Origin of the sequence: Ferrovibrio sp. (genome assembly GCF_017994015.1) — a bacterium.
Classification (GTDB): Bacteria; Pseudomonadota; Alphaproteobacteria; order Ferrovibrionales; family Ferrovibrionaceae; genus Ferrovibrio.
Genome location: NZ_JAGOLP010000002.1, coordinates 213,337 through 228,586, shown reverse-complemented (window position 1 = coordinate 228,586; position 15,250 = coordinate 213,337). Strand labels below are relative to the sequence as shown.

Here is a 15,250-nt window from a genome sequence, read left to right as displayed (position 1 = left end):
GGTGAGCAGACTGGGCATAAGCCGGGTGAAGCCGGCGGTGTATTTCAGGCCAACGGCCCAGCCGATTTCGGCCAGGCCAGCCAGGAACAGGAGAATCCATGCCATGGGAAGGCTCGTTCGCTGTGATGGGCCGTCCCATCGGTATTTGGGGGAGCGGCCGGGTCGTCCCGGCGCCAGTTTTATTTAGGCTGGCGGCACTGAATTTTCAAGTTTACGCGGCAATTGCACCGCCAGCACACAATCATCCTGCAACGGCAGGCACAGCCCCTCGACAAACAGCGACGTGCCATAAGGGGTGAAGCCATGACCACAATACCAGCCCGGCCGGCCGAGATTGAGCACGGCCAGGCCGAACCACTGGATCACCCGGCCATATTCCGCATCCGGGTGGTCGGTCACCGGCTGGCCGGTAATGTCATAGCCGCGCTCCTCGGTCACGCCGCTGCCGATCAGGCGATAGCGCAGGCCGGGATCGCTCGGCCGGCGTTCCAGCAGGATGACGCGGCCAAGCCAGGGGCGCAAATTCTCGGGCGGAAAATCCGCCCGCACAGGCAGGCTGCCGCGTGTGGTGCAAAGCTGATCCCATTGCTCCAGCAGCTGGCGCAAGGCCGGTGCCTCAACCCAATGCCGCAGCAAGGCCGGATCGGAGATATTGACCCGAAACGGCATCTGCTCGCTGCCAAGCAGGTGATCAAACTGGCCCACCAGCACCGTGTCCACCCCAGCGCCGCCCGGCGGCGCCAGCGGCAGCGACAACGCTTCGACATGATATTCCGCGCCATCCGGCTGCCGCATTTTGGTGGCTGACAATACCGGCAGCCCGGTGGCGCAGACATGCTCCAGCGTGCGCTGCGCTAATGTGGCGAAATGCGGATTGGGGTGGGCGTCGATGAATTGCCCGCTCAGGTCAAAATTGCGCGCGAAGCTGAAATGGCTGCCATAATGCCGGTAGCGGAAACGCAAGCCGGTCGCATCACGCACCACATCGAACAACAATATGTGGTCGAGCAGATAGCGCAGGTTTTCCGGCGTGAAATCGCCCGGTGCCGGCATCGCCCAGCCCTGGCGCTGAACATGCTCCTGCCAGTCGCGCAGCAACTGGCTCAATTCGTTACTGCGCAGACGCGGCGCCAGCAGCGCGGGTGTGCCGGCAAGCTGGCCTTCCAGGATCACATCAAACGGGCCAAGCATCACGCTCCTGTTGCTTCATGGCAGAATCTGGGCCGCCAATACCATATCGACATTTTCGCCATCGCTGGAAAGCGGCAGCACCAGGGCTTCGAAACCGAAAAGCAGCCCGGCGGCGCTGCGGCCGTTCACATCAGCCCAGAGCGGGCGGCGGGCAGCCAGCACCGGAGCATAAGCCTGGCTGGCGGCGGCGGCAAAACTGGCATCCGGATGCTGATCCAGGAAACGCCCGGTCAGATCATAGCCGCGATAGCGCGCCACAGCGCTGCCAAACAGGCGATAGCGCAGCCGAGGCAGGCCATCGGCTTGCGGCACCACATCCAGCAGGAACAGATTGCCGAGCAGATAGCGTAAATCTTCCGGCTGGAAATCGGCGCGCGCCGGCATGCAGCGTTTGCCGCGCCAGCTTTCCCAATCCGCCAGCAGCCGGCGCAGGTCGGCATGGCGCACCAGCAGGCGCAGAATATCGGGATCGCCATACAGCAGCCGGGCCTGATCGCGCCGCGCCCGCAATGCCTCGTCCATCGGCTGGTTGAACTGGCCACCCAGCACGCGGTTCACCGTCACACCATCGTCGGCCAGCGGCAATAACAGCGATTCGGTCAGCACCGGGCTGCCGGCGGCATCCAGGCCGACAATACGGCCGAGGGTGGGCAGGCGGCGCTGCATCAGCACCTGGCAGGCCACCAGGCCTTGTTGCACCAGGGCCGGGTCGGGATGATCGGTCAGCAGCTTGCCGGTCAGGTCATAGCCGCGCTGATAGACAAAATTGGAGCCAAACAGGCGATAGCGCATATTCGCCTTAAGCCCGGCCGGCAATGCCCCGGCGGCTTCGCCCTCTACGATATCGGTGAGTACCAGATTGCCCAGCATGTAACGCAGCTTCTCAGGCGGAAAATCCGCCCGACCCGGCAGCCGGCCCTGCGCGGCCAGGGCGGCCCATTCCTGCGTCAATTGCACCAGAGGTGGATTAAGCAAGTAGTCTGCGACATGTTCCGGCCTGTCATACAGCGCCAGATCAAATTCCGGCTGGGCCAATAGGCGGCGCGGGGGCGACAACATACGCATGCCGCATTGACGCCTGCTTTATCGGCAAGGTCAAGACATTGGACCTACACCGAAAAGGCCGCCGGCCAGGATGGGGGATGGCCGGCGGCCTAGACGCGGCAGCCAACAACCAGGAGGTGGTTGCCGCGTGGGGTGTTGATATTCGCTTACTCGGCGGCCTGGGCCTGCACCGGCAGATCGGCGCTGGCGGCTTCGCCTTCCAGGGTCACCGCCACAGCATGAACGGTGGCGGCGATGCGCACAGCGGCCTGAATCTTCTCCGGCTCCAGGCCGGCCTTGCGCAATTCGTGGTCATGCGCTTCCAGGCACATGCCGCAGCCATTGATGGCGGAGACGGCGAGCGACCAGAGCTCAAAATCCACCTTCTCAACGCCGGGCTTGCCGATCACGTTCATGCGCAGCTTGGCCGGCATGGTCTTGTAGCCGCTCTGCTCGCCCATCATGTGCACAAAGCGATAGTAGATATTGTTCATGCCCATGATCGCGGCGGCGGCTTTGGCAGCCTGCAACGCTTCCGGGCTGAGTTGCGGGCCGAATTCGGCCAGCATGGCGCGGATCACGCTCGGTTCACGCGCCGCCAATGCGGTGGCGATGAAAGTGCCGGCGCGCTGCTGCTGGGTCAGGCCCGGTTCGGCGGCCAGGCTCGACAGGTTGAGCTTCAGGTCCTTGGCATACTCGGGCAGGCGGGTCTTCAGGTCTTCGATCGACATGATTTTGTCTCCAGGGGAGGTTCCCCGCCACCGATAGGGCGGCGGGGAGGGACTACCGCTTAGGCGGCCGGCTTCAGCACTTCCTCGCCCTTCTGCCAATTGCAGGGGCAGAGTTCGTCGGTTTGCAGCGCGTCGAGCACACGCAGCACTTCAGCCGGGTTGCGGCCGACCGAGAGGTCGTTCACCGACACGAAGCGGATCACATTCTCCGGATCAACGATGAAGGTGGCGCGCAGCGCGACGCCTTCATTCTTGTCCAGAATGCCAAGCTGCTGGCTCAGTTCACGCTTGATATCGGCCAGCATCGGGAATGGCAGCGCCTTCAGGTCGGCGTGATTCTGGCGCCAGGCCAGATGCACAAACTCGCTGTCGGTCGAGACGCCGTAAACCACGGTGTCGCGGTCGTTGAAATCACCATTCAGCTTGCCGAAAGCGGCGATTTCGGTCGGGCAGACGAAGGTGAAATCCTTCGGCCAGAAGAACACCACCTTCCATTTGCCGGCATCGCTGGCGTTGCTGATGTCGGTGAAGGCATTCTTGATGTCGGTCGAGACAACCGCCTTGAGGTTGAACTGGGGGAAGCTATCGCCAATGGTAAGCATGTTTAGTCTCCTGGTTGTGCCGGCTGCCGAAGCTTTGTGTGGCATGCCGGCCTGATTCTGGGGCGGTGGGAGAGCGGTTGGGCCGCTCCCTTGACCAGCAATGTAGCGATGCTAATCTAATCGTTCAAACGGATTAAATTCGTTACACTAATCGGAAATTTCGATGATAAACCTGCCGAGCCTGAAACAGCTGCGTTACCTGGTGGCCTTGTCCGAGCTGAAACATTTCGCCAAGGCGGCGGAAACCTGCTTTGTCACCCAATCCACGCTCTCGGCCGGCATCCAGGAACTGGAAAGCCAGCTGGATGCCGCCCTGGTTGATCGCACCAAGCGCAAGGTGGTGCTGACCCCGCTGGGCCAGGTGATGGCGGCCCGCGCCCGCGAATTGCTTGCCCAGGCCGAGGAAATGGTGCTGCTGGCGCGCGCCGCCGCCGAGCCGCTGGCCGGGCCACTGAATCTGGGGGTGATCCCCACCATCAGCCCGTTCCTGCTGCCGCGTGTTCTGCGCGGCCTGAGGCGGCGCTGGCCGCAGCTGAAGCTTTACCTGCGTGAAGACCTGACCGAGCGGCTGGTGCAGCAGCTTGAGGCCGGCAAACTTGATCTGCTGCTGCTGGCCCTGCCGATTGAGGCCCGGGCGGTGGAGACCATGCCGCTGTTTGACGATGTGTTCCGCTTTGCCTGCCGGCGCGACCATGCTTTGGCCGGCGCCGAAACCGTGGCGCTGCCGGCCTTGCAGCATGAGCCTTTGCTGCTGCTGGAAGACGGCCATTGCCTGCGCGACCATGCCCTGGATGCCTGCCAGTTGCCGCGCCCGGGCCGCGGCGCAAGCGGCCGCGAAAGTATGGGTGCCACCAGCCTGCATACCCTGGTGCAGATGGTGGATAACGGCCTGGGCGTCACCCTGCTGCCCGAACTGGCGCTGAGCGCCGGCATCCTGCGCGGCACCGATGTGATCACCCGCCCGGTTGGCAGCAGCCAGGCGCCGCCATCGCGGCAGATCGGCCTGGTCTGGCGTCGTGGCACACAACGCGCTAAGGAATTCCGTCTGTTTGGCGAATCATTGCTCGCCGCCCTCCCCAGCAAAGGCAAGACCGCCGCATGAGCATCCGTGAGTATCGCAGCATCATCCGCACTGCCACCGCCGCCGATGCCGGCGCCATTGTCATGCTGGTGCAGGCCCTGGCGGCCTATGAGCATGAGCCGCCGGAAAGTGTGAAACTGACCGAGGCCGATGTGCTGCGCGACGGCTTCTCGGAGCCGCGCCGCTTTGAGGCCTTGATCGCTGAACTGGACGGCGCGCCTGTCGGCTTTGCGCTGTATTTCCACAATTACTCAACCTGGGAAGGCCGCGCCGGCATCTATATCGAAGACCTGTTTGTGCTGGAAAGCGCGCGCGGCCATGGCATCGGCCGCCAGTTGATCACCGCGGTGGCCGCGATTGCGCATCAGCGCGGCTGCCCGCGGGTGGACCTGAACGTGTTGGACTGGAATCCGACGCGGGAATTTTACCACCGGCTCGACATCACCCATATGCAGGATGAACGCCAGGCCTGGCTGCCCTACCGTATGCGCCGCCCGGCCATCGCCACTTTGGCCGCCGAAGCCGACCCGGCCTGGTTCAAAAGCTAGAGTCCGACTCTAAACCTGCAAATCCGGGATATCGGCCAGGCGGCGGCGCAGCCGGCCAAGCGCCTGGTGTTCCAACTGGCGCACCCGCTCCTTGCTGATGCCGAGCCGCAGCCCAAGCCGTTCGAGTGTCACTTCGCCCTCGCCGAGAAAGCGCGCGCTGACAATGATGCGTTCGCGCTCCGGCAGGCTTTGCAAAGCCGCACCAAGCCAGGCGGCGCGGCGTTTGCTGTCATGGCGCTGGCTGGTGGCCTGTTCCGGATTGGGCCGGTCATCCACCAGCAAATCCTGCCAGTCGGTATCCGCCTCTTCGCCCACCGGGGCGTTGAGTGACCGGTCGCCCGCCGCCAGCCGGCTTTCCATATGCAGCACATCGGCCTCGCTGACCTTCATTTCAGTGGCCAGGCGCTTGCGCCCATCGGGGCTCAGGCTTTCGCGGCCGCCGCCTTCGATCCGCGCCCGCAGCCGGCGCAGATTGAAAAACAGCGATTTATGCGCCGCCGTGGTGCCGGTGCGCACAATCGACCAGTTGCGCAGCACAAAATCCTGGATTGCCGCCCTGATCCACCAGGTGGCATAGGTGGAAAAGCGCACACCGCGCGACGGTTCAAAGCGCGCTGCCGCCTGCATCAGGCCGATATTCCCTTCCTGGATCAGATCATTCAGCGCCAGGCCGTAATGCCGGAACCGCACCGCTGCCGAGATCACCAGCCGCATATGCGGCGCCACCAGGCGGTGCAAGGCGGTCTGGTCCTGGGTCTCGCGCCATTTCTGCGCCAGTTCAATTTCCAGCTCGGGGGTCAGCAAGGGCTGTTTCATCGCCCGTCGCACAAAGGCGCGATCCGCCGCCTCGCCGCCGCCTTGGCTGCTGCGCGGCGCGGCAATCGAAAAGGAACCGGCGCTGTTCTGTGGCATGATCCAATCCCCGCTGCTGTATGCTGCATTTACGCAGCCGGGCGCCGAGTGGATCATCGCCGATGCGAATCAACCTTGCGGATTGCTGGTCAACCTTGCGGATTGCTGGCCGGCGGGCGCCAGGCACCCGGCACATTGCCCACCAGGAAACGGCAGACCTCGCCCTCGGCATTGCCCAGCGGTAGCACCAGGCGGCGCCAGTCGCGCACCGAAACCCGCAGCGGCGGCTCGTGATGGCTGTAGACCGGCCGCCGGCTGAGCCAGGCGGCCCGATATAACGCGCGGAAAAACAGCGAGATGTAATTGCCGTTATCAATCTCGCTGAGCAGCCGGCCGGTCATGTCGCAGCCATACATCTCGGCCACCTTGGTGCCGTAAAGCCGGAAGCGGCCATCCCAGCCCTGCTCCAGCACGTCAATCAGCAGGATGTAGCCCAAGGCCGGGCGCATCTCCAGCGGCGAGATCGCGCTGGCCGGCGGGATGCCATCGGCCGGCTTCAGGCTCTGCCAGTATTGCAGCAGAAAGCGCAGCGGGGTATCCGGGATCTGGGCCGGCTCGGGCTGCCAATGCAAGGCGGCCAGACGGGCGCCATGCTGCACCAGATAGGCATTCAGCGCGGCATGCCGGCCGGCCATGAAATTTGCCGCCAAATCCTCGCGGACTTGGTTCTGCCCCTGCTGCTCCGCCCCCACTTCGCTCATTGCGTGTGGTTATACAGCAAAACTCTCCGCAACAGTACCATCTAAAGTGAAACAGGCCACATTCAGTGGCCCGCCAAAACCGGCACCGCCATCCAGGCAGGCGGTGAAGGCGCCCAGATGCGGCCCTTCACCTTGCGGGTTGGCGCCCGCCACCACGCGGCGGAAACCGGCATAGGGCGCCGCCAGGGCGCGGAAAGCCGGCGAACCCCACCAGAGATGGTCGCCCTGGGCCGGTAGAGGCTGCGCCGGATCGATGCCAGCATGCACAAACAGCAATTCGCCGCCCTGGGTGAAAGCAGCGCGGCGCTGGGCGGCAAACAATTCGTCATGCCCGGGATGCTGGCGGATCGTGGCCCGCAGCCCGTTGGTCCAGCGGCTGATCCGGCTGGCGCCTTCGCGCAGCAGGCCAGGCACCTTGTCGGGGTCTTCACCATAGGCGCGCAAGGTGGCATCCAGGCCGTGGCGCCGCATCCAGTCAAATACCCCGGCCGGGCCAGCGGCAAACTGGATTTGCAGCAGTTTGCGCCACATCTCCTCCTGCGCGCCTTTGAGATAGGCGATATCCTCCGGCATGGCGCCGGGCAGGCAGAGAAAATCGCGCCGGAAAATCACCAGCTCGTCGAGCGTGGCAAGCGCGGCTTCGCCATAGCCGATCATGTTGCCGAGATAGACCAAGCGATCCCCCGGCACCAGCCGGATGGCGAGTTCCTGATGTGCCTCACGCAGCCGATCAATATCGGCACGGATCGCCGCAATCGCCCATACCCGGCGCGCGCCACGCAGCACGGCAAAGGCCTCGGCGCCCGGTATGGCGCCTGACACAGCGCTGAAGCCAACAGCCGGCCCGGCCAGCATCGCCGGCCCGCCCGGCGAACGTGCAGTAAGCCCGCTCGCACCGGCCATGCGGGGCGCGTCGCTCACAGCGCGGTCACGCCGCCTTGAGGTACTTGTCCAGCTTCTTGGCCGCCGAATCCTCGTCGATCCGCTCCACCGCAGCCAGTTCACGCACCAGGCGGTCAAGCGCGCTTTCGTAAATCTGGCGCTCGGAATAGCTCTGGTCGGGCTGGCCGGCATTGCGATGCAGGTCGCGCACCACTTCGGCGATCTGCACCGGATCACCGGAATTGATCTTGGCCTCGTATTCCTGGGCGCGGCGGCTCCACATCGCCCGTTTGATGCGGGCGCGTCCCTTCAAGGTATCCAGCGCGGTACGCATTTTCAGCGGCGTGCTGAGCTTGCGGATGCCAACCGACTGCACCTTGGTGAGCGGGATGCGCACCGTCATTTTGTCGCGTTCAAATTCCACCACCATCAAATCCAGCTCAAAGCCGGCAATCGACTGGCGCTCAATGCGTAACACCTTACCCACACCATGGGTGGGGTAAACAACATGGTCTCCGGCACTAAAATCCACTTTTACCTTCGCTGGAACAGTTTTGGGTTGAACGATCTTGCTCTGCGCGGCAGGCCGGTGATCCACCGGCTTGATCGGCTGCGGCAAGGGCCGTGTCGGCGCGGCGGAAACCGCGAGCGGGCGCACCGGCGCCTTGGCGGCGGCGGCTTTGCTCTCGGTTTTGGCTTCCGGCTTAACGGCTTCGGGTTTTGCGTTCTCGGGCTTGCTGCTGGCCACTTTCGCTTCAGCCGGCTTCTTGGCGGCGGGCGGTGTGGCCGGCTTTGTTGTCACTACGGCCGGTACCTTGGCAACCGGCTTGGCTGCAGGGGTCTTGCCCGGCGCGGATTTGGCTGAAGCTGGCGCCTTGGCGGCAGGCTTGGCAGCAGCCGATTTGGCAGAAGCCGATTTATCCATGCCCGGCTTGGCGGCTGATGTCTTGGCGACAGGGGGTTTGGCGGGTGCCGCCGGCTTCTTCGCAACCGGTTTCTTGGCAGCGGCAGCGGGTTTTTTGGCCGCCGGCTTCACCGGGGCAGTTTTTTTGGCCGGCTTCTTGGCTGCCGCAGCCGTTGCCGCCTTCTTGTCCTTGGCTTTCTTCAAGCTCCACCTCGCATCAACAACCAGCCCCTCATTCTCGGATCGGCCATCCCGGTTCGGACCAGTCTGTTGCCAGATTGGCTGCCCGAACGGCCCCGGCAGGCGGCCAAAGCAGGCGGCCGCCCAGGGACCGGAAACGGGTAAGCGGGAGAATGAAACCCGGCACTTTCCAGCAGAATCCCTGAAAAGCGTTGTTATCCGGTTACAATTATACCACAGCAGCACGGCGATGGACAGAACCCATCACGGCCGCTTTGTCGGTAAATGCCTATTTCTGGTAGTGTTGATGAGTGGGAAACTATCTTGATACTAGCCTTTGCCCGGATTGGGATCGAGCAGGGCCAGTTTGCCCGGCTTGCCCTTCCAGTCATCGGCATCGGCCGGCGCTTCACCCTTCTTGGTGATATTGGGCCATTTGGCCGAATAGTCGCGGTTCAGTTCGAGCCACGCCACCGCCTTGTCGTCGGAATCCGGCAGGATCGCTTCGGCCGGGCATTCCGGCTCGCAGACACCGCAATCAATACATTCGTCGGGATTGATCACCAGCATGTTCTCGCCGACATAAAAGCAGTCGACAGGGCAGACTTCGACGCAATCCATATACTTGCACTTGATGCAATTCTCGGTGACGACATAGGTCATGCGGCTTTATCCTCGGCGGGGGCGGGCATCCGGTAGCATAGTGGTACGGGTCGGTCAATCCCGCCATGGCCAGGACCAGCAGCAAGTCTAGGGTCCGGACCCGTTCTTAATGGGTCCGGGATTGGTCCAGGCAGGCCGCCGGCTAGGAGCAAATCGCAGCGCGTAGTGGGGCTACGGGCAAGATTTGCGACAACGTCCGGCGGCCTGCCTGGGCCAACCCCTGCGGGGCGGTGTGCTTTTCTTGCCTGGCGGCGTCGACAAGCCTCACCGATGTCCCACATCGCTTTCGGCTTGCCTCCTGGCCAGGCAAGAAAATCACGCCGTCACGGACCCACTAATAACGGGTCCGGACCCTAATCCATGCCGCCTCCATCTGGCGCGGCTAGGCCGCCAGGCAAGACCTCGGCATAGCCGGCCTGGGCCTCGGGCGCCGGGCCGCGCCGCTCGGGCAGGCTGAGCAGCCGCAGCACCCGCACCCCGCTGCGCAACGGCAGGGTCAGCACATCACCCACCCGCACCAGCGCATGCGGCTTGTCAACCACGCGGCCATTGATGCGGATGCGGCTTTTCTGGATCATCTGCTGCGCCAGGGCGCGGGTCTTGCAGAAGCGGGCAAAATGCAGCCATTTGTCGAGCCGCAGGCTGGCTTCGCTCATGCCAGCCTCGCATCATGGCAAAAAAATTTCAGGCCAGAAAAAAGGCGCCCACCGCAATGGACGCCTTGTTCTATCGTTACGGTCGCCCGCAGCTTGCGCCTGCCTACTTGGCCTGGGCCGGCTTGGTTTCCACCGCATCATCCGGCTTGGCAGCCATGCTGACGCTGGGCGCGGTCGGCTTCTGCGAGGTCGGGCGGTTCTTGATTTCGTCGGCGCGGCGCTGGCGGTAGATGGTGCGCAGGCTGGCATAAAAATCGAGCGAGGTGCGCTCCAGCGCATCCAGCGAACCGCCCAACTCGTCGCGCGTATCCAGCACGGTAAGGCCCTGGCGCACATAGATGAAGGTGTCTTCATCGATATTGCGGGCATACCAGTTGAACGGATCGGCGGCGGAATCCACCGCCAGGCCGAGCAGGTCACGCGGATTGGACGGGCCAAGCAGCGGCAACATCAGGAACGGGCCTTCGCCGGCACCCCAGGTCGCCATGGTCTGGCCAAAATCCTCGGTATGGCCGGGAATGCCGAACCAGATATCGGCCGGATCCCAGATGCCGAGCAGGCCAACCGTGGAATTGATCGCAAAGCGCGCCGCCGTATTGCCGGCGCGGCCGGTTTCGCCCTGAAGCAGATCATTGGCGAAAATCACCGGCGCCTTCAGATTGAGCAGCGCATTATGCACGCCATCGCGGATCGGCGGCGGCACCAGCTGATAGGTCAGCAAAGCCGGCTTGAGCAGGAAATGATCAACAACCTTGTTGAATTCCAGCACGGCGCGGTTGATCGGCTCCAGCGGGTCGTTGACGGTATCAACCGGCGCGGCAGACGTGGCAGGGCCTTCCGCCGAACCGGAAGCGCAGCCCGCGAGCAGGCCGATTGAACAAACGCTGACCAGGACGAACTTCTTCATCCGGTCCAAAGTTGGGGCTGCGCGCATGTGTCTTACGACCTCTTACTGCTCTCTAGCCTGGAGTTATCCGGCATTCGGCGGGACGAGGCAAGACCATTCGCCACACCAGGATAGGCTGTGGCGGATTTCACCCCGCGTCTTTATCCTTTTTGCCGCCTCTGGTGCAAAAAAGCAACAGTTTACCGGTAAGGTTTTCAAACACTTAATGCAATGTAGGGTCGCGTGCGAAGTCTTCCGCATCGGGATCATCCTGCTCCACCGCCGGAATCGCGTAACCACCGGACAACCAGCGGTGTAAATCCACATCCTTGCAGCGCGGCGAGCAAAAAGGCGCCGATTGCGCCGGGGCTTCGGCGGTGATCACTTTGGCGCAGATCGGGCAGCGTCGCTCAGTCATCTCGGCGTATTGGGCATTTCAGGCCACCCGGTCGATATCAAACACTTCGCGCCGGCGGCCACTTTCCGGCCGCACCGCAATCTGGGCGCCGATGCGGTGCTGCAACTGCCCGAGCAAGGCGCTGTCAAACAGCGCCGCAACATCGGGGGCGCAGCGGATCTCAAACCGGCTGCCGCGCGGGCTTGCGGCGGCTTCCTGCACGGCGCGGCGGATCAGTTCGGCCTGCACCGCCGGCAGCGATGGGATGCGGCCATCGCCATCGCAGGTCGGGCAGGCTTCAAACAGGCGGGCCGAAAGCGGCTCGCCGATGCGCTTGCGCGTCATCTCGACCAGGCCGAGCGCCGACATGCCCAGCACCTTCACCGGCGCCGGATCGCGCGCCAAAGCGCGCCGCAGCGCATTCACCGCCTGGGCGCGGAAGGCCGACGAGGCCATATGCAGGAAATCGATCACCACGATGCCGCCGATGCCGCGCAGCCTTAGCTGGCGTGCAATTTCCTCGGCCGCTTCCAGATTGATACGCAAGGCCAGTTCGTCAAAATCATTGCCGCGCCGCGCCGCCTTGGCCATATCCACGTCAATCGCGGTCAGCGCATCGGTCTCGCCAAACAGCAGCGCGCCACCCGAGGGCAGCACCACCCGGCGCGACAAGGCACTGTCGATATCGCTTTCGATCTCGAACAATTCAAACAGCGGGCCGGGATCGTCATAGCGTTCCAGCTTGCCGACCAGTTCCGGCGCATGTTCAAACAGCCAGGCCCGGGCCTCGGCAAAACCGCGCGCGTCATTCACCCGGATGGTATCCAGCCTAGCGCCGACATGGTTGCGCAGGGCGCGGCCCACCGGACCCATCTCACGCCACAATTCAGCCGGGGCCTGACCCTGGGCCTGCGCCTTGCTGCGGCGCTCCTCGATGGCGATCCAGCGCGCCCGCAGCCGCTGCAAATCGGCCGCCAGCGCCTCCTGTTCGGCCTTTTCGGCGGCGCTATCCACCAGGCAGCCCATCGGCTTGCGCTTGTCATCCTGGCGCCGCTCGGCCAGGCCGGATGCCAGCATCGATAGCGGCGCCTGGCCAACCCGGCGCTCGCCCATGCGGCGCTGCATGCGGGTGCTGACCTGCACCGGGGTCTTGTCACCCAAAGCCAGCAGGCTCTGCATCACGGCGGCCAGCCGCATACGCTCGGCATCCTCGATGATGCGGCGCGACACCCGCACCCGGTCGTCAAACGGGGTCAGCGACAGGAAACGGCCCGGCAGGCTGGGCCGCGCGGTGAGCTTGACGCCCTTCTCGCCGACCGGATCGCGGATCACCTGCACCAGCAGGGCATCGCCCTCGGCCAGGCGCTGCTCAATCGGCCGCGCCGGCTCGCCGTCATGATCCGGTGCCAGATCGGTGGCATTGAGGAAACCGTCACGCGCCAGGCCGATATCGATATAGGCGGCCTGCAAGCCTGGCTCGATCAGCCGCACGCGACCGAGGAAAATTGCCCCGAGCGCGGAATCGCGGTCGGGCCGTTCCAGGTCGAGATGCACCAGCCGGTCTTCCTCGACCAGCGCCACGCGGGTTTCGGTCAGGCCAACATCGATCAGCAATTCATTCGCCATGCCGATCCTATATAACCGGCTGCGCCCACAAGGAATAGCCGAAACCGGCAAGCAGCCCGGCGGTATCCTGCAACGGCAAGCCGACCACGTTGGAATAACTGCCCTGCAACTGGCTGACAAACTGGTCGGCGCGGCCCTGGATGGCATAGCCGCCGGCCTTGCCGATGCCTTCGCCGGCGGCGACATAGCCGGCTATCTCGGCCGCCGACAGGCGCTTGAACTGCACCGCGGTCTGCACCACGCGCAAAGCCTGGCGGCCGCTGGCGCCATGGATCAGGCACAAACCGGTCAGCACGCGGTGGCGGCGGCCGGAAAGTAATTCCAGGCAGGCGGCCACCTCGGCGCCGGTTTCGGCTTTGGGCAGGATACGACGGCCAAGCCCGACCACGGTATCGGCGGCCAGCACCAGATGATCGGGGTGTGTTGCGGCCACGGCCTGGGCCTTGGCAGCGGCCAGCCGGCGCGCCAGCAGGCGCGGGATTTCCCCCGCCAGCGGGGTTTCATCGAGTTCGGCCGGCAATACCAGGGCCGGCACCACGCCGATCTGCCGCAGCAGCGCCAGCCGCCTGGGCGAAGCCGAGGCCAGCAGCAGCGGCGGCATCAGATTTTACTTGAAGCGGAAGGTGATGCGGCCCTTGGACAGGTCGTAGGGGGTCATTTCCACCATAACCTTGTCGCCAGCCAGCACACGGATGCGGTTCTTGCGCATCTTGCCCGACACCTGGGCGAGCAATTCGTGGTCATTTTCAAGCTTCACCCGAAACATCGCATTGGGCAGCAATTCCAACACAACGCCGGGGAATTCCAGCAATTCTTCCTTGGCCATCAGCCCTCTTTTCGATCCGAAATCCGTTGCGCGCCCAGGGACGGATGCCGGCAAATAAGGCCGGCGCAGCGCGAACGGGCCAGAACATGCGTCCAAAGCCCCGGAAAATCAAGCCGTGCCGGCAAGATGGCTCAGCCCTGCGGCAGGCTGATGCTGACTTTGGTGCCTTCGCCAAGGACACTTTCGATCTCCAGCTTGCCGCCATGCAATGCCATCAGGCGCTTGGAAATCGCCAGGCCCAGGCCGCTGCCCTCGGCACGGCGCGCCAGCACCGGGCCGCTCTGATAGAACGGCTCGCCCAGCCGGCGCAGATCTTCGGGCGCGATGCCGGCGCCGGTATCGGCAATACAAAGCCTGATCATGCCGGCCTCGGCAGCACCGCTGACCTGCACCTTGCCGCCCGACGGGGTGAATTTCAGCGCATTGCCGACCAGATTGAGCAACACCTGGCGCAGAGCGGCGCGGTCGCCCTGCACCTCGCCCAATGCCGCCAGGTCCGGCGCCGCCTCCAGCGCCACGCCAGCGCTATCGGCCTGCACCCGTACCAGCGCCAGCACTGCCGCCACTTCTTCGGCCAGCGACAAAGGCTGGCGCTCGATCTTGAAATGGCCGGCCTCGATGCGGCTCATATCCAGAATGGCGTTAATCACTTCCAGCAGATGCCGGCCACCCTCCACAATCATGCCGGCATAATGTTTGTACCGTTCCGAGCCGAGCGGGCCAAAACTTTCGGCGCTGAGCAATTCGCCAAAGCCGATCACGGCATTCAGCGGTGTGCGTAATTCATGGCTCATGAAGGCGAGGAAGTTGGTCTTGGCGCGATTGGCATATTCGGCTTCGCGGCGCGCCTGCTCGGCTTCGTGGCGGGCGCGGTCGAGCAGCAGCGCATCCAGCGCCAAAGCCGCCAAGTCTTGCAGCACGGCGCGTTCAGTGTCACTCAAAACCCGCGGCTGGCGGTCGATGACACAAAGTGTGCCCAGCGCATAACCCTGCGGATCGAGCAAAGTCGCGCCGGCATAAAAGCGGATTTGCGGATCACCCAGCACCAGCGGATTATCGGCAAAACGGGTATCCGCCGTGGCATCCGGCACTTCCAGGAAGGCACCATCGGCAATGGCATGCGAGCAGAAAGACGCATCGCGCGGCGATTCGCGCACGGCCAAGCCATAATGCGCCTTGAACCATTGCCGCTCGGCATCCACCAGGCTGACCAGGGCAATCGGCATGCCCAGCATGCGCGCAGCCAAGGCGGCGATACGGTCGAAACGGGCATCCTCGGGTGTGTCGAGCACGCCATAATCATGCAGAGCGGCCAGACGGGCAGCCTCGTTCGGCGGAAGCGGCGCTGTGATCACGGCGGCCTCTTTATAGTTCGCTCTGGCTTGGCCCGCATTATAGGCTATCCTGACACACAACCCAG

General features: G+C 64.0%; 20 protein-coding genes. 3 read left to right on the top strand and 17 right to left on the bottom strand.

Annotation, left to right across the window (positions count from 1 at the left end; all coding sequences use genetic code 11):
- The 5 genes from KBB36_RS02865 to KBB36_RS02845 all read right to left on the bottom strand — a co-directional run.
- Window positions 1–105: SMR family transporter (locus KBB36_RS02865; protein WP_290976602.1), on the bottom strand; the 105-nt coding region annotated here is incomplete at its 3' end.
- Window positions 106–183: 78 nt separating this feature from the next.
- A complete protein-coding gene (locus KBB36_RS02860) occupies window positions 184–1,191 on the bottom strand; it encodes a PAS domain-containing protein (RefSeq protein WP_290976574.1) in 1,008 nt (335 codons plus the stop codon).
- A 15-nt stretch (window positions 1,192–1,206) separates the two neighbouring features.
- Window positions 1,207–2,250, bottom strand: a complete 1,044-nt coding sequence (locus KBB36_RS02855) for a PAS domain-containing protein (RefSeq protein ID WP_290976571.1) — start codon at window positions 2,248–2,250, stop codon at window positions 1,207–1,209.
- Window positions 2,251–2,402: 152 nt separating this feature from the next.
- Window positions 2,403–2,966, bottom strand: coding sequence for a carboxymuconolactone decarboxylase family protein (locus KBB36_RS02850; protein WP_290976568.1), 564 nt, complete (start codon window positions 2,964–2,966; stop codon window positions 2,403–2,405).
- A 59-nt stretch (window positions 2,967–3,025) separates the two neighbouring features.
- Entirely contained in the window at window positions 3,026–3,568 is a 543-nt protein-coding gene (locus tag KBB36_RS02845) for a peroxiredoxin (protein WP_290976565.1), read from the bottom strand.
- A gap of 163 nt (window positions 3,569–3,731) precedes the next feature.
- On the opposite strand from KBB36_RS02845, the gene KBB36_RS02840 reads away from it, so the two are divergent.
- Both KBB36_RS02840 and KBB36_RS02835 read left to right on the top strand, forming a co-directional pair.
- Window positions 3,732–4,670: a hydrogen peroxide-inducible genes activator gene (locus KBB36_RS02840; protein WP_290976562.1), complete on the top strand. Its 939-nt coding sequence runs from the start codon at window positions 3,732–3,734 to the stop codon at window positions 4,668–4,670.
- Window positions 4,667–5,197, top strand: a complete 531-nt coding sequence (locus tag KBB36_RS02835; RefSeq protein WP_290976559.1) for a GNAT family N-acetyltransferase — start codon at window positions 4,667–4,669, stop codon at window positions 5,195–5,197. The genes KBB36_RS02840 and KBB36_RS02835 overlap by 4 nt, the downstream gene beginning before the upstream one ends.
- 9 nt (window positions 5,198–5,206) lie before the next feature.
- Here KBB36_RS02835 and KBB36_RS02830 read toward each other — a convergent pair whose 3' ends face one another.
- The 4 genes from KBB36_RS02830 to KBB36_RS02815 all read right to left on the bottom strand — a co-directional run bounded on the left by KBB36_RS02830 (window position 5,207) and on the right by KBB36_RS02815 (window position 8,224).
- Entirely contained in the window at window positions 5,207–6,109 is a 903-nt protein-coding gene (locus KBB36_RS02830; RefSeq protein WP_290976557.1) for an RNA polymerase factor sigma-32, read from the bottom strand.
- An 89-nt stretch (window positions 6,110–6,198) separates the two neighbouring features.
- Window positions 6,199–6,810 carry a PAS domain-containing protein gene (locus KBB36_RS02825; RefSeq protein WP_290976554.1) on the bottom strand — a complete coding sequence of 204 codons (612 nt, stop codon included), beginning with the start codon at window positions 6,808–6,810 and terminating at the stop codon, window positions 6,199–6,201.
- Window positions 6,811–6,819: 9 nt separating this feature from the next.
- Complete coding sequence (locus KBB36_RS02820; protein WP_290976552.1) at window positions 6,820–7,731, bottom strand: hypothetical protein; 912 nt, start codon at window positions 7,729–7,731, stop codon at window positions 6,820–6,822.
- A gap of 7 nt (window positions 7,732–7,738) precedes the next feature.
- The gene (locus KBB36_RS02815; RefSeq protein ID WP_290976549.1) at window positions 7,739–8,224 is read right to left on the bottom strand and encodes a CarD family transcriptional regulator; all 486 of its coding nucleotides are present in this window, start codon (window positions 8,222–8,224) and stop codon (window positions 7,739–7,741) included.
- A gap of 70 nt (window positions 8,225–8,294) precedes the next feature.
- Between KBB36_RS02815 and KBB36_RS02810 the strand changes: the two genes are divergently transcribed.
- Complete coding sequence (locus KBB36_RS02810) at window positions 8,295–9,104, top strand: hypothetical protein (RefSeq protein ID WP_290976547.1); 810 nt, start codon at window positions 8,295–8,297, stop codon at window positions 9,102–9,104.
- A gap of 2 nt (window positions 9,105–9,106) precedes the next feature.
- On the opposite strand, the gene fdxA is transcribed toward KBB36_RS02810, so the two are convergent.
- The 8 genes from fdxA to KBB36_RS02770 form a co-directional block, all read right to left on the bottom strand.
- The gene (gene fdxA, locus KBB36_RS02805; protein WP_290976544.1) at window positions 9,107–9,439 is read right to left on the bottom strand and encodes a ferredoxin FdxA; all 333 of its coding nucleotides are present in this window, start codon (window positions 9,437–9,439) and stop codon (window positions 9,107–9,109) included.
- A 353-nt stretch (window positions 9,440–9,792) separates the two neighbouring features.
- Complete coding sequence (locus KBB36_RS02800) at window positions 9,793–10,095, bottom strand: RNA-binding S4 domain-containing protein (protein WP_290976542.1); 303 nt, start codon at window positions 10,093–10,095, stop codon at window positions 9,793–9,795.
- Window positions 10,096–10,198: 103 nt separating this feature from the next.
- Window positions 10,199–11,002: a VacJ family lipoprotein gene (locus KBB36_RS02795; protein ID WP_290976540.1), complete on the bottom strand. Its 804-nt coding sequence runs from the start codon at window positions 11,000–11,002 to the stop codon at window positions 10,199–10,201.
- A gap of 202 nt (window positions 11,003–11,204) precedes the next feature.
- Window positions 11,205–11,399 (bottom strand): DNA gyrase inhibitor YacG, encoded by a 195-nt coding sequence (yacG, locus tag KBB36_RS02790; RefSeq protein ID WP_290976537.1) that lies wholly within the window; start codon window positions 11,397–11,399, stop codon window positions 11,205–11,207.
- A gap of 18 nt (window positions 11,400–11,417) precedes the next feature.
- A complete protein-coding gene (locus KBB36_RS02785) occupies window positions 11,418–13,004 on the bottom strand; it encodes a ribonuclease E/G (protein WP_290976534.1) in 1,587 nt (528 codons plus the stop codon).
- Between the two features lie 7 nt (window positions 13,005–13,011).
- Window positions 13,012–13,605: a Maf family nucleotide pyrophosphatase gene (locus KBB36_RS02780; RefSeq protein WP_290976531.1), complete on the bottom strand. Its 594-nt coding sequence runs from the start codon at window positions 13,603–13,605 to the stop codon at window positions 13,012–13,014.
- Window positions 13,606–13,611: 6 nt separating this feature from the next.
- Window positions 13,612–13,830 (bottom strand): translation initiation factor IF-1, encoded by a 219-nt coding sequence (gene infA, locus KBB36_RS02775; protein WP_290976529.1) that lies wholly within the window; start codon window positions 13,828–13,830, stop codon window positions 13,612–13,614.
- 131 nt (window positions 13,831–13,961) lie between these two features.
- Window positions 13,962–15,185: a GAF domain-containing sensor histidine kinase gene (locus tag KBB36_RS02770; protein ID WP_290976526.1), complete on the bottom strand. Its 1,224-nt coding sequence runs from the start codon at window positions 15,183–15,185 to the stop codon at window positions 13,962–13,964.
- Window positions 15,186–15,250 lie beyond the last annotated feature (65 nt).